This is a genomic window from Gracilibacillus thailandensis (genome assembly GCF_010994055.1).
Classification (GTDB): Bacteria; Bacillota; Bacilli; order Bacillales; family Amphibacillaceae; genus Gracilibacillus; species Gracilibacillus lacisalsi.
Genome location: NZ_WJID01000010.1, coordinates 16,127 through 39,359, shown reverse-complemented (window position 1 = coordinate 39,359; position 23,233 = coordinate 16,127). Strand labels below are relative to the sequence as shown.

25 protein-coding genes are annotated in these 23,233 nt (G+C 37.4%); 6 read left to right on the top strand and 19 right to left on the bottom strand.

All coding sequences use genetic code 11. The annotated features are described in order from the left end of the window. Positions 1-3: 3 nt before the first annotated feature. The 3 genes from GH715_RS04485 to GH715_RS04475 all read right to left on the bottom strand — a co-directional run bounded on the left by GH715_RS04485 (position 4) and on the right by GH715_RS04475 (position 1,715). Positions 4-738 (bottom strand): hypothetical protein, encoded by a 735-nt coding sequence (locus GH715_RS04485; protein ID WP_153834444.1) that lies wholly within the window; start codon positions 736-738, stop codon positions 4-6. Between the two features lie 92 nt (positions 739-830). Continuing rightward, positions 831-1,316 (bottom strand): GNAT family N-acetyltransferase, encoded by a 486-nt coding sequence (locus GH715_RS04480; RefSeq protein ID WP_153834445.1) that lies wholly within the window; start codon positions 1,314-1,316, stop codon positions 831-833. Positions 1,317-1,403: 87 nt separating this feature from the next. After that, complete coding sequence (locus tag GH715_RS04475) at positions 1,404-1,715, bottom strand: DUF2524 family protein (protein ID WP_240469346.1); 312 nt, start codon at positions 1,713-1,715, stop codon at positions 1,404-1,406. 83 nt (positions 1,716-1,798) lie between these two features. On the opposite strand from GH715_RS04475, the gene mnmM reads away from it, so the two are divergent. Continuing rightward, complete coding sequence (gene mnmM, locus GH715_RS04470; protein ID WP_240469345.1) at positions 1,799-2,356, top strand: tRNA 5-(aminomethyl)-2-thiouridylate-methyltransferase MnmM; 558 nt, start codon at positions 1,799-1,801, stop codon at positions 2,354-2,356. Between the two features lie 19 nt (positions 2,357-2,375). Beyond that, positions 2,376-3,101, top strand: a complete 726-nt coding sequence (locus GH715_RS04465) for a class I SAM-dependent methyltransferase (RefSeq protein ID WP_153834446.1) — start codon at positions 2,376-2,378, stop codon at positions 3,099-3,101. Positions 3,102-3,269: 168 nt separating this feature from the next. Here GH715_RS04465 and GH715_RS04460 read toward each other — a convergent pair whose 3' ends face one another. The 4 genes from GH715_RS04460 to GH715_RS04445 form a co-directional block, all read right to left on the bottom strand. Then, entirely contained in the window at positions 3,270-3,419 is a 150-nt protein-coding gene (locus GH715_RS04460) for a hypothetical protein (RefSeq protein WP_153834447.1), read from the bottom strand. Beyond that, positions 3,419-3,673: a hypothetical protein gene (locus GH715_RS04455; RefSeq protein ID WP_153834448.1), complete on the bottom strand. Its 255-nt coding sequence runs from the start codon at positions 3,671-3,673 to the stop codon at positions 3,419-3,421. Before GH715_RS04455 ends, GH715_RS04460 begins: the two co-directional genes overlap by 1 nt. Before the next feature lie 4 nt (positions 3,674-3,677). Continuing rightward, positions 3,678-4,076 (bottom strand): hypothetical protein, encoded by a 399-nt coding sequence (locus GH715_RS04450; RefSeq protein ID WP_153834449.1) that lies wholly within the window; start codon positions 4,074-4,076, stop codon positions 3,678-3,680. Between the two features lie 221 nt (positions 4,077-4,297). Then, positions 4,298-5,368 carry a tetraprenyl-beta-curcumene synthase family protein gene (locus GH715_RS04445; RefSeq protein WP_276208097.1) on the bottom strand — a complete coding sequence of 357 codons (1,071 nt, stop codon included), beginning with the start codon at positions 5,366-5,368 and terminating at the stop codon, positions 4,298-4,300. Between the two features lie 82 nt (positions 5,369-5,450). Between GH715_RS04445 and GH715_RS04440 the strand changes: the two genes are divergently transcribed. After that, entirely contained in the window at positions 5,451-5,978 is a 528-nt protein-coding gene (locus tag GH715_RS04440; protein WP_153834450.1) for a gamma carbonic anhydrase, read from the top strand. A 22-nt stretch (positions 5,979-6,000) separates the two neighbouring features. On the opposite strand, the gene asnB is transcribed toward GH715_RS04440, so the two are convergent. From asnB to GH715_RS04410, 6 genes are all read right to left on the bottom strand, one after another. Next, positions 6,001-7,902 carry an asparagine synthase (glutamine-hydrolyzing) gene (asnB, locus tag GH715_RS04435; RefSeq protein WP_153834451.1) on the bottom strand — a complete coding sequence of 634 codons (1,902 nt, stop codon included), beginning with the start codon at positions 7,900-7,902 and terminating at the stop codon, positions 6,001-6,003. A 625-nt stretch (positions 7,903-8,527) separates the two neighbouring features. Beyond that, positions 8,528-9,730, bottom strand: coding sequence for a methionine adenosyltransferase (gene metK, locus GH715_RS04430; protein WP_153834452.1), 1,203 nt, complete (start codon positions 9,728-9,730; stop codon positions 8,528-8,530). A gap of 456 nt (positions 9,731-10,186) precedes the next feature. Next, on the bottom strand, positions 10,187-10,669 hold the full coding sequence (ytkD, locus tag GH715_RS04425; protein WP_153834453.1) for an RNA deprotection pyrophosphohydrolase: 483 nt from the start codon (positions 10,667-10,669) through the stop codon (positions 10,187-10,189). A gap of 22 nt (positions 10,670-10,691) precedes the next feature. Then, the gene (locus GH715_RS04420; RefSeq protein WP_153834454.1) at positions 10,692-11,246 is read right to left on the bottom strand and encodes a hypothetical protein; all 555 of its coding nucleotides are present in this window, start codon (positions 11,244-11,246) and stop codon (positions 10,692-10,694) included. 99 nt (positions 11,247-11,345) lie between these two features. Beyond that, positions 11,346-11,669, bottom strand: coding sequence for a hydrolase (locus GH715_RS04415; protein ID WP_153834455.1), 324 nt, complete (start codon positions 11,667-11,669; stop codon positions 11,346-11,348). Between the two features lie 110 nt (positions 11,670-11,779). Further along, complete coding sequence (locus GH715_RS04410) at positions 11,780-12,625, bottom strand: ABC transporter ATP-binding protein (protein ID WP_153834456.1); 846 nt, start codon at positions 12,623-12,625, stop codon at positions 11,780-11,782. 371 nt (positions 12,626-12,996) lie between these two features. Between GH715_RS04410 and GH715_RS04405 the strand changes: the two genes are divergently transcribed. Then, complete coding sequence (locus GH715_RS04405) at positions 12,997-14,247, top strand: DNA polymerase IV (RefSeq protein ID WP_153834457.1); 1,251 nt, start codon at positions 12,997-12,999, stop codon at positions 14,245-14,247. Between the two features lie 67 nt (positions 14,248-14,314). Here the strand turns inward: GH715_RS04405 and GH715_RS04400 are convergent, their stop codons facing one another. The 5 genes from GH715_RS04400 to GH715_RS04380 all read right to left on the bottom strand — a co-directional run bounded on the left by GH715_RS04400 (position 14,315) and on the right by GH715_RS04380 (position 21,016). Continuing rightward, positions 14,315-15,745: an o-succinylbenzoate--CoA ligase gene (locus GH715_RS04400; protein WP_153834458.1), complete on the bottom strand. Its 1,431-nt coding sequence runs from the start codon at positions 15,743-15,745 to the stop codon at positions 14,315-14,317. Between the two features lie 542 nt (positions 15,746-16,287). Next, positions 16,288-17,106 carry a 1,4-dihydroxy-2-naphthoyl-CoA synthase gene (gene menB, locus GH715_RS04395; protein ID WP_018934093.1) on the bottom strand — a complete coding sequence of 273 codons (819 nt, stop codon included), beginning with the start codon at positions 17,104-17,106 and terminating at the stop codon, positions 16,288-16,290. Beyond that, entirely contained in the window at positions 17,084-17,896 is an 813-nt protein-coding gene (menH, locus tag GH715_RS04390) for a 2-succinyl-6-hydroxy-2,4-cyclohexadiene-1-carboxylate synthase (RefSeq protein ID WP_153834459.1), read from the bottom strand. The genes menB and menH overlap by 23 nt, the downstream gene beginning before the upstream one ends. Next, positions 17,886-19,628: a 2-succinyl-5-enolpyruvyl-6-hydroxy-3-cyclohexene-1-carboxylic-acid synthase gene (gene menD, locus GH715_RS04385; protein WP_153834460.1), complete on the bottom strand. Its 1,743-nt coding sequence runs from the start codon at positions 19,626-19,628 to the stop codon at positions 17,886-17,888. Before menD ends, menH begins: the two co-directional genes overlap by 11 nt. Positions 19,629-19,630: 2 nt before the next feature. Further along, positions 19,631-21,016, bottom strand: a complete 1,386-nt coding sequence (locus tag GH715_RS04380) for an isochorismate synthase (RefSeq protein WP_153834461.1) — start codon at positions 21,014-21,016, stop codon at positions 19,631-19,633. Between the two features lie 232 nt (positions 21,017-21,248). Between GH715_RS04380 and GH715_RS04375 the strand changes: the two genes are divergently transcribed. Then, the gene (locus GH715_RS04375) at positions 21,249-22,181 is read left to right on the top strand and encodes a 1,4-dihydroxy-2-naphthoate polyprenyltransferase (RefSeq protein WP_153834462.1); all 933 of its coding nucleotides are present in this window, start codon (positions 21,249-21,251) and stop codon (positions 22,179-22,181) included. Positions 22,182-22,196: 15 nt separating this feature from the next. Beyond that, on the top strand, positions 22,197-22,571 hold the full coding sequence (locus tag GH715_RS04370; protein WP_153834463.1) for a PaaI family thioesterase: 375 nt from the start codon (positions 22,197-22,199) through the stop codon (positions 22,569-22,571). Positions 22,572-22,604: 33 nt separating this feature from the next. Here GH715_RS04370 and GH715_RS04365 read toward each other — a convergent pair whose 3' ends face one another. Beyond that, entirely contained in the window at positions 22,605-23,183 is a 579-nt protein-coding gene (locus tag GH715_RS04365; protein WP_153834464.1) for an ECF transporter S component, read from the bottom strand. Positions 23,184-23,233: the final 50 nt, after the last annotated feature.

Sequence of the window (23,233 nt, the reverse complement as noted above, 5' to 3'; positions counted from 1 at the left end):
TGGCTACACCTCCACTCTTTTTACAAGCACCCATGTAAAAAAGCGGTAAAAGCCATATAAAATCAAGCCAAACGTTAAGAGTAAGCTTAGTGACAATTGGTCATCCACCATAAAAATGGTAAAGGGGACATCAACAAAAGATTTGGCTTCGACTAACCAAACATTTTCTAAAAAAGACAGGACCGACAAAATCGACCCTAGAATCCTGATCACTACATATAGTAAAAAAAAGACAGCTACAATACTTAAAATAAACCCGAGATTTTCTTTCAGCCATTGATGTATTACCCACGCAATATAAACCGACACTGAAATTTGAATTGAAATAAACAGGATAAATAAAAAAGTGGCAAGTAATATCTTTAATAGTTGAGCAAAAGTGTAGTTGGTCATGTTAAAAAGGAAAAAAATAATTGCCATTGCAATCATTAACCCAAAATATATTCCAGTCAAAAACAATCCATGCAAAAATTTCAGCTGTATTTGCTTCGATATTTGTAACTTTGAAAAGAGAAACATGGAGAGTTGATTCGTTTCCATATTAAGACTAAATAACAGAGTCGCTGGTAAAACAATCATACTCATTGTAGATAAATCTAATAGAAAATGTTCATCCAACGGAGAAGATCTTTGATACATCATAAAACAGGTTAATGCGATAAATACTAAGAGCATAACAACATGATACCCTCTCATCATTACCATTTCTTTTTTCCATAAACCTTTGTAAATACTCACTTCCATCGCTCCTTGTATTAGTGTACTATCTAAATAGTACACTAATACAAGGAAGGATGCAATATAAAAAAGCTCGGTTCGCTCCGAACTTTTTACAGCAATAATACCATTCGTATTGTTTTTAGTATATGTCCATCGAAGTTATCATCAAATTCTTCCACTTCCTGAAAACCTTTTGCATCATAAAAATGCCGTCCAATGCTGTTTTCCTTTTCCACATCCACATATATTTCCTTGACAGCTTGAAGTTTTTGGATGCCTTTGTCTAGTAATGATGTACCGATTCCCTTTCCTTGATACGCAGGCATTAAATAGATAGCATGCAACTCTACCTCCCCGTTATTTTTCACCGTTGAGAAGTTGGCAAAACCGACAAGTTGTTCTTCCATTTCAGCAACTAATAGTATCGAATTTTCCAGCCTTTTTTTCATCATTTCTTCACTATATGCCGAAGCTAAAAATTTCTTTTGTATTTCAGTGGGGATAATTCCTTGATATGTAGCAAACCAACTTGTTCTCGCAATTATCTGTACCTGTTTTATATCTCCATACTCCATATTTCTAATAGTTAATGTCATTTATTATCACCTCTCCCATTTATTGTACAACAAGGAGATCGAAAAAAGAGGTACCAATCTAGAAAAAAGATTGTACCTCAAGTCATTTTATTCATATCTTGTAACATCAATTTCATCCAATATCATATCATTTAACTTTTCATTTACCACTAACTGAAAACGATGAAGCTGCTCCCGTTGTTGCGCATTAGCACTTGCCATTACCCGATCAATGCTCTGTGATAATTTCTCCAATTCCAAATGTGCGTTTGTATAATCTTCGTTTAATAAAAACTGATTACGATTAGACATATCTAACTGCTCTTCCGCTTGTTGAATAATATGTTGTCCTTCAATAAGTAAATTTTCTATTGAATCTCTTGTTGCCATCGTGATCACCTCAAATTTATTGTATGACAATCGCTAAATATCATACACTTTTTAACAATTGTTTGCTAAAATACAGAAGAACACAGAACACTTTTTTCAGAGGAGTAATCAACATGAAAGCAATCATCCCTTTTTCTCATCAATTATTAGAAGAGGTTGTCAGAGAAGGAGACAGTGTTATTGACGCAACCTGTGGAAACGGTAATGATACCTTAAAGCTAAGTAAGCTCGTTGGTGACACAGGAAAGGTATACGCATTTGATATTCAGAAAGAAGCTATTGAACAAACCAAAGGCTTGTTAGCAGATCACCAAATAAACAATGTCAATCTCATTCATGATGGTCATGAGCACGTAGCTTCTTATGTAAAAGAACAGTTGATTTCAGCTGCTATTTTTAATTTAGGTTATTTACCTAAAGGAGACCATTCGATTATTACGACACCAGATACAACGATCAAAGCGATCCGCTCCATGCTTTCACTATTAACAACTAAAGGACGAATTGTATTAGTGATATATCACGGACATAAAGGTGGTACTACAGAAAAAAATCATGTATTAAACTTTTGCACAGAATTGGACCAAAAACAATATCAAGTCTTGCAATATCAATTTATTAACCAGATAAATAATCCACCGTTTGTAATTGCGATTGAAAAGCTTAAATAATGTAAAGGGCTGAAAGTTAATGAAGCAAAATAAATATGATAATGATCAGTTTTTTTCTGCTTATAAAAGTATGCCAAGATCAACTAATGGTCTTGAAGCAGCGGGAGAATGGCATATTGTTAAAGAGTTAATCCCTGACCTACAAAATAAAGATGTTCTCGACTTAGGTTGTGGTTTCGGATGGCATTGTCGATATGCACGTGAGCAAAAGGCAAATTCAGTAATCGGTGTAGACATTTCAGAAAAAATGTTGCAAGAAGCAATAGAGTTGACCAATGATTCAGCAATATCTTATATCAAACAACCGATAGAAGACATCCGTTTTAATAATGCTACATTTGATGTTGTATTCAGTTCATTAGCGCTACATTATGTAAAAGATTATCAAGCAATCTGTAACAAAATATTTGATTATCTCAAACCTAGTGGCACTTTTCTTTTTTCTGTTGAACATCCGATTTTCACAGCAAGAGAAGAACAGGACTGGTATTATGATCTGAACGGCCAACGATTACATTGGCCTGTTGATCATTATCATACAGAAGGTATACGGCAAACCTCATTCCTTGCTGATAATGTCATCAAATATCATCGGACGATTTCGACATATATCAATGGTTTAATAGCAGCTGGTTTTAGTATTAAAGCAGTCGAGGAATCCACCCCATCTGAGGAGATGCTACCAGACATGCAGGATGAACTACGCAGACCTATGTTTTTAATTATATTGGCTAAAAAAATATAAAGTGTGACTTTCTTTGTTGGGGTTTTAATGGCAATTAGTACCGTGATGAATAATATACGGCGATCACCGCTCTCGTTGGATAACTAGCTCCCCTTCAATATCAAGAGATCTTCCTTGAATATCTGCCTTTATTCAAGGAAGAAGGTTACTTTTCCAAAGAAATACATACTATCGCTCCGAAAAGAGGGCTTCAACCGGCTCTATTGTTTCTTTTAGTTGATAAGCTATTTCTCCTTCACCAACATCATTTCGCTTCACAAATAGATTATCATCAGAAAACAAAAGTTTAATTACGATATTTCCCTGAAGTTCGATCACTAATTCTCCCTCAGTCTCGTCGATATTTTTTCTACGATTTTCGTTGCAGGATAGTCGTTAAAAGCTTTAATAATCTTCTGATTTATATTGATTTCCTTTTGATTTACATACATTCCCTCAACCGCTTCGATATCTATGGGCTGATGAAGTAAAAGATCATCCATCAAAGCGCTTTGTTCTTGTTGCTGTTTTCCAACAAATAGTCCAAACAAAATGAAAACTAAAGCAATAGAAACATACATGTACTTCTTCATCTTATTAACCTTCCACCAGAGCTTGGTAAACAAGTAATTGACCATCTTTTTCAACTAGTATTGTAGATAAAAACTCACTACTTTGATAATCGCTACTCTTATTGGCATAAAGGATCGTACCTTTTTCTAATTTAGTAGCAAAGCGATCGCGATAAAACCATTGGCGATCTGTTTGTTTGACTATTTCGCCGATCACTTCACCTGTCTGGTAACCTGTCCGTAGCCATTCTCTATCTGTTACATTTTGATAAACCACTCCATCCCATTGGATAATATCGGCATCAGGATTTTCACTTAAGATATTTCGTGCATTTGGATTGCTAATGGAAGAGGAATTTGCCGAAACCAATAATATAACGATGAGGAATAAAATAGATCCAGCGACAAAGTATGTTAACCTCATTAACCACCCTCCAATCGTTTATCACAGTCAAGCAACACAATAATGATAAGTAAGTATGAAAGATAGCAAACACCAACCTAATAAGTTTCGCTAATGATCAGTACCGTCTCACCTTATATAATAGGTCGTTTTTTAAACGGAAAGGTTACAAAATAGATTAATTGTCCTTCCCTTTGAAACCAAATAACAGACAACCTGAGCAGACTGCTAATCTGCTCAGGTTAATTTCTTCCTGCCAATCGATTGTATATTTTAATATTCCAATGAAAGAATTGAGACTTACGCCCACTTACTCGAATTAAGCGTTTGACAATCGTTTCAAACTGTTTCATCTTTTTCACTTTGGGGTCTGCTAAATAAAGACCGACTAAGCCGTGCTGGATCATTTCGTGAAAAGCGCGGTCCGGTAAAGTTTGAACATGGTGATTGGTCTGTTCTACAAAATAGACAAGACGTTGTTCTAATTCCTGTGGAGTTTGATAGTAATTACAGAAGTTTAAATCCCCTTCCTCTTCATCTTCCTGTTGATCAATAAAATAATCCAACATAATATGTAAGCCTTGTAAGAAAGGAAAATAACTATCAAATATTTTTTCTGCTAATTCTTCTGTCATTTGATCGTTTAGTCCATATGAAACCATACAAAAAATCCCTAGCGTAGAACCTGTACAAGCGGAAAACTCATACCAGCTTAACATCGGCCATCTTTGTTGGTGTTGCTGAAACCAACTTTCTAACCGTGGAATACGCTCATTATGAACGACATGTTTATGTACTTGCAAGTCGCTGTAAAGTGATTCTAATTGAACCATGTGGGATTGAAAAATCGAGTAATGACGAATCTTAAGTAGTACTTGTTGACATGTTTGGACCAGATCAACTAAATAATCACCATCTGCTTGTTCCTCACGATATTGATAATAGTTCTTAACTTCGTTTCCCGGTGATAACGCATCCTCCATGGATTGGTGGAGCATACGGAAATCGGTTGGATCAAGTGACGTACTCCGATCACATAAATTATCTAAATAATCACTAATCGTTTGATAGGCAACAATAAACCGAATTGCCTCACGCCACATATCTCCAGCTAATAAGCTGTATACACTGCCACCCTGACAGTGGAATTTTTTATCCTTAATACTAGCTAAAGCTTGTGTACGAAGTTCTTCATTAGGTATTTCTTTGGCACGCTTTGACCAATATCTCAATTCACTTTTTACTTGTGGAAATATTTTTTGATAGACATTTTTCATTAAGATTGGTGCATTTGTTGGGACGTTTGTGGACAACTTTTTTCCCTCACTTTACTGTTATTACTTCTATATCAATATGATATCATATATTTAACTAGATACTAGGAGGTTATCATACATGTTATATGGTTATAAAGGAAAAACACCTTCAATTGACCAAACTGCTTACATTGCACCAGATTGTGTCATTACGGGAGATGTTGAAATTGGAGCATATTCTAGCATTTGGTTCAAAACAGTGATTCGCGGTGATGTCGCACCGGTTAAAATCGGGTCCTATTCCAATATTCAGGATTTATCCTTACTCCATCAAAGTCCGGACATGCCCTTGATCATTGAAGACCAAGTTACAGTCGGACATCAAGTTACGTTACATTCCGCTGTGATTCGTAAACATGCATTAGTCGGCATGGGATCGATCATATTAGATGGTGCAGAAATTGGGGAAGGGGCATTTGTTGGTGCAGGCAGTTTAGTACCACCCGGTAAAAAAATTCCACCACGTACACTTGCTTTTGGCAGTCCTGCTAAAGTAGTTCGGGAATTAACGAAAGAAGATATTGATGAAATGGAACGCATTCAAGAAGATTATGTGAAAAAGGCCCAAATCTATAAAAAGACTCAGCCATCAGATTTGGAGCTGTGATACAGAAAAACAAGCTTGCTCATTATACATGAACAAGCTTGCTTTCTGTTTTATCCTCTTCCTGTAATTCTGAAATATCAAATCTTTTCTCGATATAAATTTGGTGCCATAACATAAACATGAAAACTGTCCATAGTTTTCTGCTATTATCTTTTTTACCTTTACCGTGTTGCTCAAGCAAATTAAAAATAACATGTTTTTCTAGCAAATGATCTGTTGCACTCTCTTGGATAAGATTTTTTGCCCATCCATATATCTCATTCTTTAACCAGTGACGAATGGGAACAGGAAAACCTAACTTCTTACGATTCAATACATGATCAGGGACTATGCCACTTGCGGCTTCACGTAAAATATGTTTGGTCGTGCCATTTGCTATTTTCTTGGATACTGGTATCTCTCTAGCAACGTTAAATACTTCCTTATCTAAAAACGGAACGCGTAATTCCAATCCATGTGCCATTGTCATTTTATCTGCTTTCAGTAGAATATCACCTTGTAACCATGTTTGCATATCAATATATTGCATTTGATGTACTGGATGCTCTTGTTCGATTTGATCATAAAGTGGAGCTGTTACTTTTTGATAGTAGAATTCTTTCCGATAAGTCCTTAACAGCCATTGTTTCTCTTCCTCTTCAAACATTTTGGCATTTCCAATATACCGCTGCCTTATTGGAGTTGTACCTCTCGCTAAGAAGCTTTTTCCTTTAACCCCTTCTGGTAGCACATCAGCAACGCGCGCTAGTAAATCTTTTGCTGGTGTTGGAATCGATTCAAAGACTCGTAGTGATTCAGGCTCGCGATATATATTGTAACCTCCAAATAATTCGTCCGCTCCTTCCCCTGATAACACTACCGTTACATGTTTCTTTGCTTCTCTAGCAACAAAATATAAAGGGACACAAGCCGGATCTGCCAATGGTTCATCCAAATGCCAAATAATCTTAGGTAATTTCGCTACATACTCCTCTGGTGAAATTATATAAGTATAGTTTTCTACTCCTAATCGATCCGCTGTCTCTTGTGCAACATCGATTTCAGAATAACCGTTTTGTTCAAATCCAACCGAAAAGGTTTTTATATTCGGATGGTATCTTTTTGCTATGGCAACAATAAATGAAGAATCGATACCACCAGACAAAAAAGAACCTACCGGAACATCACTACGCATATGCATCGCAACAGATTGATCTAAAGCAGTCTGAATCCGTTCTATCCAATCCTTATTTTCATAATGTTTCACTTTAAAATCTGGTTGAAAATAACGATAGCTTACTAATTGCCTATCTTTTTCTTTTATAAAATAACTACCCGACTCTAACTTACTTATATCTTCATTCATTGACAGTGGCTCAGGTACATATTGATAGGTGAAATAATGTTGGAATGCTTCTTGATCTATTTGCTCTGACTCTGTAAGTAAACTTTTCTTTTCAGAAGCAAAATATACCCCCTCTTCCGACTCTTTATAATAAAACGGTTTGATGCCGAACATATCTCTAGCTCCATATAGACATTGCTCTTCTTTATCCCATATTAATAATGCAAACATGCCCCGGAGTTCACGAAATATATCAACACCTTTTTGTGAAAACATGGAAATAATCACTTCTGTATCAGATTCTGTCGAAAAAGTCATTCCTTGATTCTCTAGTGTTGCTTTCAATTCTAGGTAATTATATATTTCGCCATTGAATACCATGCAATAGCGATCGTCATGATAAGTGAATGGTTGTTGTCCACTTTCAACATCAATAATACTTAACCTTCTAAAACCAAATATAATATGCTCATCTTCATAGTATCCTTCATCATCAGGTCCTCTATGCTGGATGATACTATTACGGTTTTCAAATTCTTTTCGTTCTATAGAATCTAACCATTTTGGTTCTGCTTTTAATAGGCCAATAAAACCGCACATCCTGTTTCCTTCTTTCCTAAGAAATTTTCCATCACTTATTTGACGATATTTATTTCTTAGTGTTACACATATTTTTCTTTTCTATTAGAAAAACGCAGAGTAACCATTAGCAACGTTCAAAATAGACCAATGCTCATTTTCACACATGGCCTTACATGCCCTTTTTCGAACCAAAAACTAGTGGATCTTTAGGTCAAACAATTCTCACAGGAGTGCAAGTGGGCTGATTTTATCCTTTCTTTTCATATTAAGAAAAGCGCAGAGCGCCCGTTTAGAAACGTAGCGACTGGAACGCATCAACTGAGATAAAGGAATCACGGTGAGTTTACGAACCGATGATGACTTATCGTAGGGCGATTCGTGAAGTCGCCTAGTTTCTGGGCGCTCGGAGCTAGACATCTTCGCAAATTTTATACTTTCTTGTCTATTTAAGAAAAACCGGGAAAGCCCACCCAGTAGTTATTATGACATGAATAATAGGCGTAATAACCGCAGCGATGGTTTCCTGTACAAGCTATTTCAAAACGGCTACTCTGCTTACAAATGCGTTGATACCGCGGATTATACTTATAAAAAAAGACCAAATACTATTAATTGTACTTGGCCTTTGTTCATTATATTTAATTTACGCTTTGGACAAGAATGACTTTAGCACGTCTACTTTGTCTGTATTTTCCCATGGGAAATCTCCATCTGTACGTCCAAAGTGACCGTACGCAGCTGTATTTCGGTATATTGGTCTTCTTAGATCTAACATTTTAATAATGCCTGCTGGTCGAAGATCGAAGTTTTCACGAACTGCTTCAACCAATTCTTCTTCTGAATACTTTCCAGTACCAAAAGTATTAATTGAGATAGATACAGGCTGTGCTACACCGATAGCATATGCCAATTGTACTTCACAATTTTCTGCTAAACCTGCAGCCACGATATTTTTCGCCACGTAACGAGCAGCATATGCAGCTGAGCGATCAACTTTTGTTGCATCTTTACCACTGAAAGCTCCACCGCCATGGCGGGCATAGCCACCATACGTATCAACGATAATTTTTCGGCCTGTTAAACCAGCATCACCTTGAGGGCCTCCAATAACAAAACGGCCAGTTGGATTAATAAAATATTTCGTATCCTCATCTAATAGTTCAGCTGGTACGACAGGATTGATAACATGTTCTTTTATATCCTTTTGGATTTGCTCTAGCGTAATATCTTGATGATGTTGTGTTGAAATAACAATAGTATCAATACGTTGTGGTTTGTCGTTTTCATCGTATTCCACTGTTACTTGTGTTTTACCATCGGGACGCAGATAGTCTAGTGTTTTATTTTTTCGAACATCCGATAATTGTTTTGCTAAGCGGTGTGCCAAGCTGATTGGCAACGGCATTAATTCCGGTGTCTCATTATTGGCATAACCAAACATAAGACCTTGATCTCCAGCACCAATTGCTTCGATTTCATTATCTGTCATCTGACCTTCACGTGCTTCAAGTGCCTGATCAACACCACCAGCAATATCAGCTGATTGTTCATCGATAGCAGTTAATACACCACAAGTTTCGGCATCAAAGCCATACTTCGCTCTTGTATATCCTATTTCTTTAATCGTATTACGAACTATTTTCGGAATATCCACATACGTGGATGTAGTAATTTCACCAGAAACTAATATCAATCCAGTTGTTACTGTTGTTTCACAAGCTACCCTTGCATTTGGATCTTTTGCTATAATTTCATCTAAGATTGCATCAGAGATCTGGTCACAAATTTTATCCGGATGACCTTCTGTAACCGATTCTGACGTAAATAAGCGTCTATTTTTCGCCATTTTTTTGTTTCCTCCTTCTTAGTCTACACCAAGACTTTCATCATTCACTTTTATATAAAGTTGGACTTCCATAAGCCGGGTTTCTTCATTCCCACTGATGGTTAGCGAAACTTATCAGGGAGTTAGCGTCCGTGATCACCCACTGTGTTTCACGGACGGTTAGCGCCGTGATAAAAGTCTAATTAAAGAATGTATGTTATAAAAAAATCTACATCTTCAACTATACAACTTTTCCTTTAAAAATGCACGAGTCAAGTTAATTATTAAATCGATAAAATTAACTTATTAATCCTATAAAAATACTTGGTTATAAAAACAATATATGACTCTAGACTTTGTTGGTGTAAGTCTAGAGTTATCTTTTTCATAGTTATAGCTTATATCGTATCGAATTCAGGTAATGAAGTCAACCGATTAGCGATATATTGTGAGTATTAAAAAACGTATAGCTAGCAATCAGCTATACGTTAATTCCATTATTTTTTCGATATAGTCTAAACTATATGATAGAACATCATCTTTCATAATAAAACTATAGTTTTCATTGGATTTAATATTTTCAGGAAGCTTTTCTAATAAAACTGGCCCTTCTGTTTCATAGTAAGAATCTTGTTCTCTTAATTTCTTTACCATTGCAAAGTAGATATTTTTCGCCAGCTTTTCTCTCTTTCCCGATACAAAATATTGTCCAATATACTTAATTTGATCTACTTCGCCTCCTGTCTCCTCTAATACTTCTCTTATTGCTGCTTGTTTTGGCGTTTCATTTTGCTCTACTTTGCCACCTGGGAATTCTAGCCCGCGATTTTTATGCTTTGTTAACAGCCACTTCTTTTCGAAACGGCAAATCACCCAGACATGCTTCGGGTCTGAATCAAATGGCTGATCTTCGAATGATAATTGTATTTTGTTATTATAGTAATCATAAAAAGTTTTCATACCTCTATACTACCTTTTATTTTTACTCATGGCTAATGTTTACTATTTTCCATGTATCATCTATTTTTTTAAATACAATTTCTATCGTGTAAGCCCCATATAACTCGTTTTCGTTGGATTGTGTAATAATTACTTTGTTATCTTTTGATTCTTTTTCGTAGTCTTCATCCTTTTCGAACCATGGTGGAGTTTCAGTTGGTACGATATATAATCCGTCTTCTTTCTCTTCATAATAGTAATCAATATAAGGTTTTACGGCACCTTTTACAACATAGGGCTCAAAAGCATTTAGCAGCTCCTCTTTTGTATCGAATCTTACTACTTTATAATGATCATCAATTTCCTGTACTAATAGGTCCATGAATGTATCTGTCAGCTTCACAATTTCTTCATGTGTTATCTCATTCGCTTCAGCTGCTTGCTTGATATTGTCAACATGTAGTTGTTTGGGCCCGGCGGTTTTGTGTGCATATTCATGATTTTGCTTTGCATATGTTTGTGTGTCTGGTTGATTGATCGTGATAATCGCAAATGCAAAAAGGACTACAAATGTTATGATCGTGATGATTTTTTTCATGGTTTCTCCCTCCTAGTGTCCTTTTATATATCTATTCCTTTTATTATTTATTGTAAACATCTATTTATATAATTAGACGTATAAGCCTACTGATTTGTTTCAATTATTTTCATTTTTCGGACTGATCCCAGATTCGTCCATCGCTTGTTTTGTTTCGGGGGTTGCTAATTGATAGATCATCTGCATAACGTCTTGTAAATCCGTATCATAATCATCATTTTCCGGATCCTGGTGATACTGAACAAAAGGAATATGTGCACGTACAAAGGTACCGATATCATCTTCATGTATCTCATTAAATTTTTCCCTTAGTAGAAAAACTTCTTCGTCTGTTGCTTGAATAGTGTATTCTGCATTGTTACCATATGGGATTTGTGAGATTTCCTGTGAAGCTATATTGACGTAGTATGTTTTCTTTTCCATGTTTATTCACCTCTTCACAGGTATTGTATGTAAAATTACCAGAAACATGCGGACCTATGTATATAGATAGAAAAACGCCCTGCATTCTCGTTAGAACACAGGGCGTTTTCTTAACTACCTATAGATTGCATTTGTTGTTGTTTCGATTCTTCGACAACCTCTTTAATAAGACAACGGCCACGACCATGTGGAATACACATTGGTGTACCGAACATCGGGTCATACATTACATCAGCTTTCATTTGAAATACATCATGTACCAAACTACAGTTAACGATTTCTTCTGGTTTTCCTTGCGCATATACTTGCTTATCTTTAATGGCAACAATGTGATGTGCATAACGACAAGCCAAGTTCAAGTCATGTAATACCATGACAATCGTGCTATTCCGGCGCTCATTTAATTCAAAGAGCAAATCAAGTATTTCGATTTGATGTGTCATATCTAAATAAGTAGTAGGCTCATCTAATAATATGGTATCTGTTCCTTGAGCAAGTGTCATCGCAATCCATGCACGCTGACGCTGACCACCTGATAAGGAATCAACAGCACGGTCCTTCAAGTCTGTCATATTGGTCGCATCTAAAGCCTCTACAACAGCCTTTTCGTCTTCTTCAGACCAACGCTTAAACATTGTTTTATATGGATGTCTTCCCTGTTTGACTAGATCTTCTACTGTTAATCCTTCTGGACTGATAGGACTTTGTGGCAAAATAGCTAACTGTTTTGCAACTTCCTTGGTTGGAACTTTTGCAATGTCTTCTCCATTTAAAACAACATCACCTTGTTTTGGCTTTAACAAACGAGCTAATGAACGTAATAATGTTGATTTGCCACAACCATTACCACCAATAAAGACGGTTATTTCTCCTTTAGGGATGGTAATATCCAATTCATCTATAATAATTTCATCGCCATATCCAAGCGTCAAATCCTTTGTTACTAATGTTTCCATGCTGAACCTCTCCCTTATTCACACTGTTTCGGGCTTTTTAATATCTTCGATTCAAACTTTTACTCTGTCTCTAGTTTATTAGCTTTTGGCAATTAAGTCAATGAGTTTGAGAATCGTTTTCAACCTTTTCTCTACTTTCACAAGTCTTACATTATGGTAACTTTACCTTAATGACGCCTAGCTCAAGCCAATAATTATATCTAAAAATTCATAAAATGATCACATTGAAAAAGGAAGCTTGACTCTGAATGATCTTTAACTCTTTTTCCACTAGAACCCTTGAAGTTATTACTATATTTTAACACTATTATTTTTTAGACGCATAGGCTATACTAATGAATAGAACGAATGTTCGTTAGAGGTGTTGAACAATGGATTATAGCTCTTTCCCTAAACATAATGTGCTTTGCATCGATATGCGATCTTTTTACGCAAGCATTGAATGTGTTAAACGCGGATTGGATCCGATGACAACCATGCTTGCAGTTGTTGGGGATAAAAATCGATCTGGCAGTATTATTCTAGCTGCTTCCCCTGCCTTAAAACAACGGCATGGGGTTAAAAATGTAAGTCGCTATTTTGAATTACCTAAAGATCCTGCAATCTATGTTGTCGAGGCAAAAATGGGCGATTACGTTAATATGTCAATGCAAATCACCAAATTGTTGCATCATTATGTTCCCAAAGAAGCAATCCATCCCTATTCCGTTGATGAAATGTGGATTACCGTCGATGGATTAGAGGATTTATACGGGGACGCTCACCACGTTGCTCAAATGCTTAAGGACGAAATATATGACACGATGGGATTGACCTGTGCAATCGGAATTGGCGATAATAAATTTTTGGCAAAGGTAGTCATGGACCTCTATGCGAAAAAAACTGGCATTGCTACATGTCGTTATCAAGATGTCGAGCGTTTATTATGGCCAGTTCCGATTGAAAAAATATGGGGAATTGGAAAACAACTGACAACACACTTGAACCGGATGGGAATTGTTTATTTAGGCCAATTGGCTAATTATCCCTTAGACCGACTCCAAAAACGATTCGGTGTCATTGGAGAGCAATTATATTGGCATGCGTGGGGAGTTGATTTAAGTCCCGTTTATGATTCATTTGGAAAAAAAGAAGAACAAAAAGGCTTTGGACACGGCATTACCTTATTACGTGATTATACTGCAGAAGAAACATTAATATGTATGCTTGATTTATGTGAAGAAGTATGTAGGCGTGCTCGTACACACCGCAGAGCAGGAAGAACAATTCATTTGGGCATTGGCTATGCCGATAACAGTGGAGGTTTTCATCGCTCACGTTCCCTTCACCTCCCCACCAATGTGACGATGGATATTTATCATGTATGCTTACAATTATTTCATGAATTTTATAATCAGCATAGTAAAATTCGCCGTGTCACTGTTTCATTGAACAACTTGTATGATGATATAGAAACACAGTTGAATTTATTTGAAGATCAACCGAAAAAGAAAGATGTCGGTTATGTGATGGATGCCATTCGCGCCAAATATGGATCAACTGCTATTTTACGTGCAACAAGCTATACCGAAGCGGGTATTACCCGAGAACGAAGCAAGAAAATTGGGGGACATTATGCATAGAAAAAAGGACAGCAGTTGGAGCAATGCTGTCCTTTTTTTGTTACTATCAATTTTGGGCTAGTTTCTATCAACTCTGCAATAAATGACGCTGCAGTTTATTTGTGGCATTGCGTGGCAATTGGTCACGAAAATAGATTGTCTTTGGTACTTTAAAGGAAGCAAGCCTAGCACTGCAATGTACTAACAATTGCTCGGCTGTTACGCCCTCATTTGCCACTACATAAGCAACAGGTACTTGCCCCCATTTACTATCTTCTATTGCGGTAACTCCAGCTTCTTGCACCCCTTTAAATGATAAGAGTACTTCTTCTACCTCAGCTGGATAGATATTTTCACCACCGGAAATGATTAAATCACTTCGGCGATCAACTACAAAGAGGAACCCTTCTTCATCTACATAGCCTAAGTCACCAGTGTGAAACCAGCCATTTCGAAAAGCTTCTTTATTAGCTTTTTCTCGATGATAATAACCTGATGTCACCATCGGCCCCTTGACGACTATTTCACCTACTTCGTTAGGTTTCGTTGTTTTATTATTAGCGTGAATTTGCAAGGATGCCGAGAAAAGTGGCTTTCCGGCAGATCCTAGTTTCCGTAATGCATCAGCTTCGCTTAAAGTCACAATCTGGGAAGATGTCTCGGTCATACCATATGTTTGCACGATCGGTACATTTTTTTCTTTCGCCTTTTCTAATAAAGGTTTTGGTGCCGGTCCACCACCTAATAACATACAACGAAAAGAGCTTGGATAATAACCATCTGCTAACCTGTCTAATAACCGGGAACAAGTTACCGCTACAACGGATATTATGGTAACATCTTGGTTCATTATCGCATTGTGCACCTTTTCTTCATCAAACCGTTCTAATAAATAAACTGGCATACCATATATCACACTTTTGAATAAAATCGATAAGCCGCCGATATGGAATAACGGAAGACATGCAAGCCATTTATCATTTGGCATTAATCCTAGGTTTAAAGCAGACGCTACTGCACTAGACCAATGATTATGATACGTGTGGATCACAGGCTTGGCCCTTCCAGTTGTTCCGGAAGTAAACATCAGGGAACAAACTGAATTAAGATCCATATCAGTAGTTAATGTGCACGCTGAAGACTTGAAAGTATCAATATCAGCAAAAGGATAAGTAGGTAAAGCTAAAGATTCCACGCTTTCCTTATACTGATCGGCGTAAATCACCGTCTCAACATCCGCATCTTCACATTGTATTTGCCATTCTCTAGTAGTTAATCGTGTATTGAGAAAAACCACTGGAACATTCAAATACGTGCATGCCCAAAAAGCAACCACCATGTCGATGGAATTGTTCGACAACATAGCGATATGGCCATTTTGGTGAACCGTATAGACTTTGGAAGCAAACGCACATGCTCTCTCATATAATTGAGCAAACGTCAGCGTCTCGCCATTACTTAACTCAATCGCAATGTTGTCCGGTGTTAAATAAGCTCGTTTCGTCAACCAATGCTCCATTCTTTCTCACACCTTTTTTTCATTCTAAAAAACGAGCGCAATCCATCATGCACTGTTCTGATTCATATAAGATACATACTGGTTATAAAATGAACAGGACTTCTCTTCCGAGGATATCCCCTTCTGTTCCGGGGATATGCGCTTCTCTTCCCTGGATATAGTCATTTATCCCCGGAAGAGAAGATCTTTTCCACGGAAGAGAAGGCTTTTTCCTCGGAACAGAAGGGCGCTTCCGGGGATATACCCTTCTCTTCCCTGGATATAGTCGTTTATCCTTGGAAGAGAAGATCTTTTCCCTGGAAGAGAAGCCTTTTTCCTTGGAACAGATCGACGCTTCCGGGGATATCTCTTTTCCATATCTACGTTACTTCGTAGTAAATGTATTTTGTGCACCTACATTACATTTCCTATTTTATTATGAAAAAGAACTGGCCAACACGTATGTATTGGCCACTTTTGTTCTTTTAGGAAATATAGGGTTGTAATTTTTAGAACGATGTGGAGCCACAACCAGCCCCAAGCGCTCTGCACTATTGTACTTCTTATGGAAAACGCGGGAATTGTTTGAAGTCCGGTTTACGTTTTTCTTTGAACGCATCGCGGCCTTCTTTTGCTTCGTCTGTTGTATAGTAAAGCAATGTCGCATCTCCACCCATTTGTTGCAGACCAGCTAGTCCATCTGTATCTGCGTTAAATGATGCTTTTAAGAAGCGAAGTGCAGTTGGTGATTTCTCCAACATTTCTTCACACCATTGAATCGTTTCTTCTTCTAACTTCTCTAGTGGTACTACTGTGTTAACTAAGCCCATATCCAATGCTTCTTGTGCATTATATTGACGGCATAAATACCAAATTTCGCGAGCTTTCTTATGACCGACAATACGTGCTAATAAACCTGCTCCATAACCTGCATCAAAGCTTCCTACCTTTGGCCCTGTTTGTCCGAAAATCGCATTGTCTGCAGCAATTGTTAAGTCACATACAATATGTAGTACATGACCGCCACCAATCGCATAGCCCGAAACCATCGCTACAACTGGTTTTGGAATAACACGAATTAAACGTTGTAAGTCTAGAACATTAAGACGTGGAACCTCGTCTTCACCAACATAACCGCCATGACCACGAACTTTTTGGTCTCCTCCGGAACAAAATGCTTTGTCTCCTGCACCTGCTAGCACGATCACACCTACATTGGAATCATCACGTGCATATGTAAAAGCATCAATTAATTCGTTCACCGTTTGCGGACGAAATGCATTTCGTACCTCTGGGCGATTAATAGTAATTTTGGCAATACCATTATATGTTTCATATAAAATATCTTCATAAGTACGTTCACTTACCCATTCTACCGTCATTTGAATGACCCTCCTCTAAAATAAATTCCTCTAATATTGTACCAAAAATTTTTATTTGTTCCACATGAATTGCATGTCCAGCATTCTCAATAATTTCTAACCGACTATTCGGCAGCCATTTATCCATTTTTTTATTGATCGCAACAAACTTCTGGTCCCACTCGCCCACCATTAATAATACCGGCATTTTCAATTGATCAAGTTGGTTCCATAGCGGAGGCATCATTCCAGTCCCCATCGTTAATAACGAATGTACTAAGCCTTCTTTTGCTTGTGATAAGCGCTCATGGCGAATTTTTTCTCTTATTTCTAAAGGCAATTGTTTTTGGGAAGCAAATAGTGGTATATTCTCCCATTTATTCACAAATGCTTCAAGAGAGTGGTTGGCAATATAAGCAGCAAGCTCTTGGTCTTTATGTTGCCTTGCGTCACGCTCTGCTTTGGTAGCTAAACCTGGTGATGCACTTTCCAACGTCAATGTTCTTACCATTTCAGGATATTTACAGGCAAATGATAAAGCTGTTCTTCCTCCCATCGAATAACCGACGAGATCAAACAGCTTGAGCCCCAATTCACTAAAAACACGATAAAGGTCCCTACAACAGTCATCCATTGACTCCACTTTAGCCCTTGTATGACCGTGCCCAGGCAAATCAATGACAATCAACTGTTGCTTAGGAAAAAAAGGACGCAGTGATTGCCACGTTTGTGAAGAACCGGTAAAACCATGCAATAACACAACAGGCTGACCGTTACCATAGCGTTCTACCCAATAGTTATCAATATACATTACGATACTCCTCTAAAATAGTGAGAGTATGCTTTTCGATATTTTGCCATTTTTGTTGGTGCCAAATGACATTTTCATTCCGATCTGTTTTTACTTCGATTAGCGATACACCTTGCTGTCGATAGCTGTTTTCAAGCGCATGTAGATAAGCTGACCACTCCTCTACCGAAGTGAAATCAATATCATAAAGCGCTGCTACCTTTTCAAATTCAACAGATTGCGGTGTTCCAAATAACATTTCATAATGAGGACTTTCTTCTTTCGCTTGTGGTAGAAAAGAAAAAATTCCTCCACCTTGATTGTTAATTAACACAATAGTCAAATCGAGTTGATAATTTTTTGTTAGTAATAAACCATTGATGCTATGCAAAAAGGAAATATCGCCGATCAATAACGTAACACGCTTTCCACTCGTCGCCATCCCTAGTGCCGTTGATAGAACACCATCGATACCATTGGCACCACGGTTCGCATGAATATTTATCGTTTTATCTGTTGCCAACCAGAATGTATCTACATCTCGAATCGGCATGCTGTTCCCAACAAATAGATTACTTTCATCAGGGATAATCGTTTGGATGCCACGAACTGCCAAACCTTCCGTTAAAGTTTGTTGCTCTTCAATCAGTACGTTTTTTGCTGACTTATTTAATTGTTGCCACATGAATAACCAATCATGATCAAATGATAGCGAAAGACTTGCTAGTTGTTTGGCAATATCTGCTGGTTTTCCATATATGTAATGAGCACCCTTGATCGAGGGATTTCGAAATGTTACATCTTCATCGATAATAAATTGCTCGATATCATTTTCCTGCAAAAGCTGTAAAATAGGCTTCGAAACAGGCATTGCACCAAAACGAACGATAAAATCTACATGGACGAGTTCTCTTACTTTTTTAGATTTCAAGATACTGTCATAGCTTTCTATCACTACATTTTCTCCATCCAAATGTCTTAAAGACGAAAGTGGATCAGCAAATAGAGGTAATTGCCATTTTTCCGCTAAGTCTAATACTTCATCCGCTAAATCAAGATAATCATGTGGGCCACAAATAATGATTCCACGTTTTCTTCCATGCAATTGCTGATCAATACCCTTTAACACCGAACTAGTCATCTGCGTCTCTTCAAAAGGAAAATGCTGTGTAATGACAGCATCATTCCCCCAAACATCATCTAAGCGGAAGTCGGGAATAAGCGGTTCACGAAAAGGAAAATTTAAATGAACTGGTCCTTTCACTTGATATTGCGAAGTATGTACCGCTCGATCTGCATGATTTCGTGCATATTGCAATATGTTCGGCGTTGCTTCTGGCAAAGCCATTTCGTGAAACCATTTCACATAGTCTCCATAGAGCTTAATTTGATCAATGGCTTGTGGTGCACCAACATCACGTAATTCATGTGGGCGATCTGCTGTCAGGACAATTAAAGGAATGCGACTATAGGCAGCTTCAATAATGGCCGGATAATAATTAGCAGCAGCTGTACCAGAAGAACAGACTAGTACGACTGCTTTCTGGGTTTGCTTAGCGATCCCTGTTGCAAAAAATCCCGCAGAGCGTTCATCTATATCTACCCAGATATTAAATTGCTTGTACTCCGCAAAGGTTAGAGATAACGGTGTTGAGCGTGATCCTGGAGAAATAACAACATCACGCACACCACTTTGATAAAGTTGGTCAATGAAATGACCAACATATTTGGTTAAAGATTCCTTATGACTCATCATTATCCTCCCAGCGCTTGTAACATTGGGGTAAATTTAATACTTGTTTCCTGATACTCTATTTCAGGGTCTGAATCTTGAACAACTCCACAACCGGCAAATAACGATGCTTTGTCTCCAGAAACAAGTCCAGATCGAATTGCCACTGCAAATTCTCCATCAAAATACTGATCAAACCAGCCAATGGGAGCACCATACCAGCCACGTTCCAATTGTTCGAATTTACGAATAAAGTCTAACGAACTTTCTCGTGGAAAACCACATAAAGCCGGTGTTGGATGAAGTTTTTCCACTACATCCAATAGTGTATAGCCTTGATCTAATTCCGCTTGAACAGGCGTAAATAAATGCTGAAGGTTTTTTAATGGGTATAAAATCGGTTGATCCGGAATTTCAACATACTTGGCAAAGGAACTAACCGCATCCTTAATCATATCTACTACAATTTGGTGCTCATTACGGTTTTTCTGGTCGTGTAATAATTGCTCTCCCAATTGGTTATCTTCTTCTTTCGTTTTACCTCTTGGAGCAGTTCCAGCAAGACAAGTAGAAAATAGTTGTTGCTGATCTACCTTCACTAAACGCTCAGGTGTTGCACCAATAAAACATACAGATTCTTTTTCCCATGCAAAAATAAAACTATTCTCTTGTGTATTTCGTAATTGATCAAGCACTAGTCCAATATCACAAGAATCACCAAATTCAATTTGTAATTCTCTTGCTAAAACAATTTTGTCCACCTTTTCTGAATCAATCGTACTGGTCGCTTGCTTCACAAGTTTCTTCCATTGGATAGGATCTACTTCATGCTTTAATACGATGTTGTTCTCCTGATATGTTGGTTCTTGCGCATATAATAACTGATTCTTTCTCGTTATTAGTTCTGCAGCTAATTGATCAACATTACTTCCTTGCTCTACATAAGCTGTTGTCGTCAAAAAGGTTTGATTGCTTTCAATCGTTAATAAAAAGGTAGGTACCCGAAATTGACTCCCGTTGAAGGATTTCCATAATTCTGCTACCTTTTCGTCTGCATCAAATGGGAAACCACCAAAAGCAATTGGGCCTGTTTTATATTGATCAAAAGGATTAACTATCCAACTGTTTTTCAAGACTTGTTTCCAGCTTGCTTTCAATTCCTGATAAGAATCATCCTCATCATGAAAGAGCAATGCCTCTCCAACTCCAACAAATGTAGTTTTTTGGTCTGCACTCTGCCAAAAAACTCGATCTTCCCCCATCGATTTTCCAGTTTGAAAGAAATCAATCGGATCGAGTCCTTCTATTTGCTCTGTAATACTAACAAAGGTTGGTGCCGATTTATTTATAGAGTGTTTTTGTGCTGAGTGTAAAACACCATCTATCTTTATTTCCTTTGTTTCAATCATGGATAAACCCTCCAATATAATAGGGCATTTTTTCATAAACGCTATTCATTATAGTATAAATTGCTCTATTTTTAAAGATAATAATGTCTTCTCTAGCTTATATACCCTTTAATAGTATAACAAAAAACTTAACATTGGTGATGGAAATTGTTTATGACAATAGTTTGACACATATATAAGTATTCACTAAACTTATAATGTTACTTAATTTTTATCAAGGAGATTTCTTACAATGGAAACAAAAGCAAACCATTTAAATGAGAAGCCTGGATTTCATATATGGTGGAGACTACTGAGACCACATACGTTGACCGCTTCTTTCATCCCTGTTTTTGTCGGAACGATGCTAGCGGTATTAGATAATAGTTTCCGACCACTGTTATTTATTGCAATGTTAATAGCAGCCATGTTGATCCAAGCAGCTACTAACATGTTTAACGAGTATTATGATTTTGCAAGAGGCTTGGATAACGAAAACTCTGTTGGCATTGGTGGAACCATCGTCAGAGACGGTGTAAAACCAATCGTCGTAAAAAGATTAGCCTTTAGCTTTTTCGGAGTGTCCATCTTATTAGGAGTATACATTTGTATGACATCGAGTTGGTGGATCGCACTAATCGGCAGCTTATGTATGCTAGTGGGATACTTATATACCGGCGGACCGATACCAATTGCCTATACACCCTTCGGAGAAATTTTTTCTGGATTATTAATGGGAACAGTCATTATCGGAATTAGCTATTATATTCAAACATTAACAATCACATGGCAAGTAGTCGTTATTTCTATACCAATCGCTATCTTTATTGGCTGTATTCTGTTAGCCAACAATATTCGTGACCTAGATGGTGACAAAGAAAATGGTCGAAAAACGATCGCTATTTTGATTGGGAGAGGTCGTGCTATCTTTCTTTTATCTAGTTTAATGTTACTTAGTTATGCGTTAACAGCCGCTTATATTATCTCTGGACTATTACCTATTTATAGTATTATAAGTTTATTAAGCATATGGAAAGCACGCAAGGCAGTTCGTACATTCCAAGCGAATACAACAAATGTTGGGATGATACCCGCCATGGTCGCAACAGCTCAAACCAATACCATTTATGGGGCATTAATCGGTATATCCTTATTATTACAAATTTTGATGCCACTGCCATTGTAATCGGGAGGTATACTGATGCATAACACTTTAATGGAAGCATTACAAATGAAAGTGAAAGAACAAGCAAAAAGTCTTGTTGCTATTGAAATGCCAATTACCGGAACTGTCAAGCAACCAATGGGGTTTCTACACGGAGGTGCAACCGTTGCTTTGGCCGAGACAGCTGCAAGCATCGGCGGCATGGAACATGTTGATACTAGCTCTCAAGCGATTGTCGGGATCGAAATTAATTGTAATCATCTTAAAGCGAAAAAAGATGGCGTTATTACTGCAAAAGCAACTCCTCTTCACATTGGCAAGCGTACAATGGTATGGAACATTCAAGTGGAAGATGAAGAGGGAGATCTAATTGCCATTTCACGCTGTACATTAGGAGTTATTAATAAATAAGCAGAAAAAAATCGAGCCACTGCGCTCGATTTTTTATTTCTTCTGTATCCAGTTTTTAAGTTTGGTGAAGACTAGTGCAAAAACAACACCTACGATGATTCCCTTTATCAGGTTAAATGGCAGGATACCAACTAGTACTGTACTACGCTTTACACTTTCGGACATTTCTTCCCAACCCATAAACCAACTGTATGCCGGGATAAAGAAGATGTAGTTTAAAAGGCTTAAACCAATGGCCATCAGCAAAGTGCCGATCCCTAAACCGATTAGCACGCTTTTCATCGAACGGTATTTCATATACATAAAACTAACCGGTACAACATAGAAAATTCCGGCAAAAAAATTGGCAAGTGCTCCAATTGGATCAGAAATCGCAGTTACAAGCACATACAATATATTTTTAATGGCTACAACCACTACTCCAGCGACTGGTGAAAAAATAATCCCTGCAATTAGGGCTGGAATATCACTTACATCTATTCGCAAATAGGCTGGAATAAAAGGAAATGGTAAAGGAAAATTTAAAAACATTAATAATACCGAAATCGTACCCATAATGGAAATCACGATTAAACGATAGAGGTTACTTGTTTGGGCAGAAGATGTATTCAATATGTTTGCCTCCCATCGAGATAATAATTTAATCGTATGGTTTTTAACAT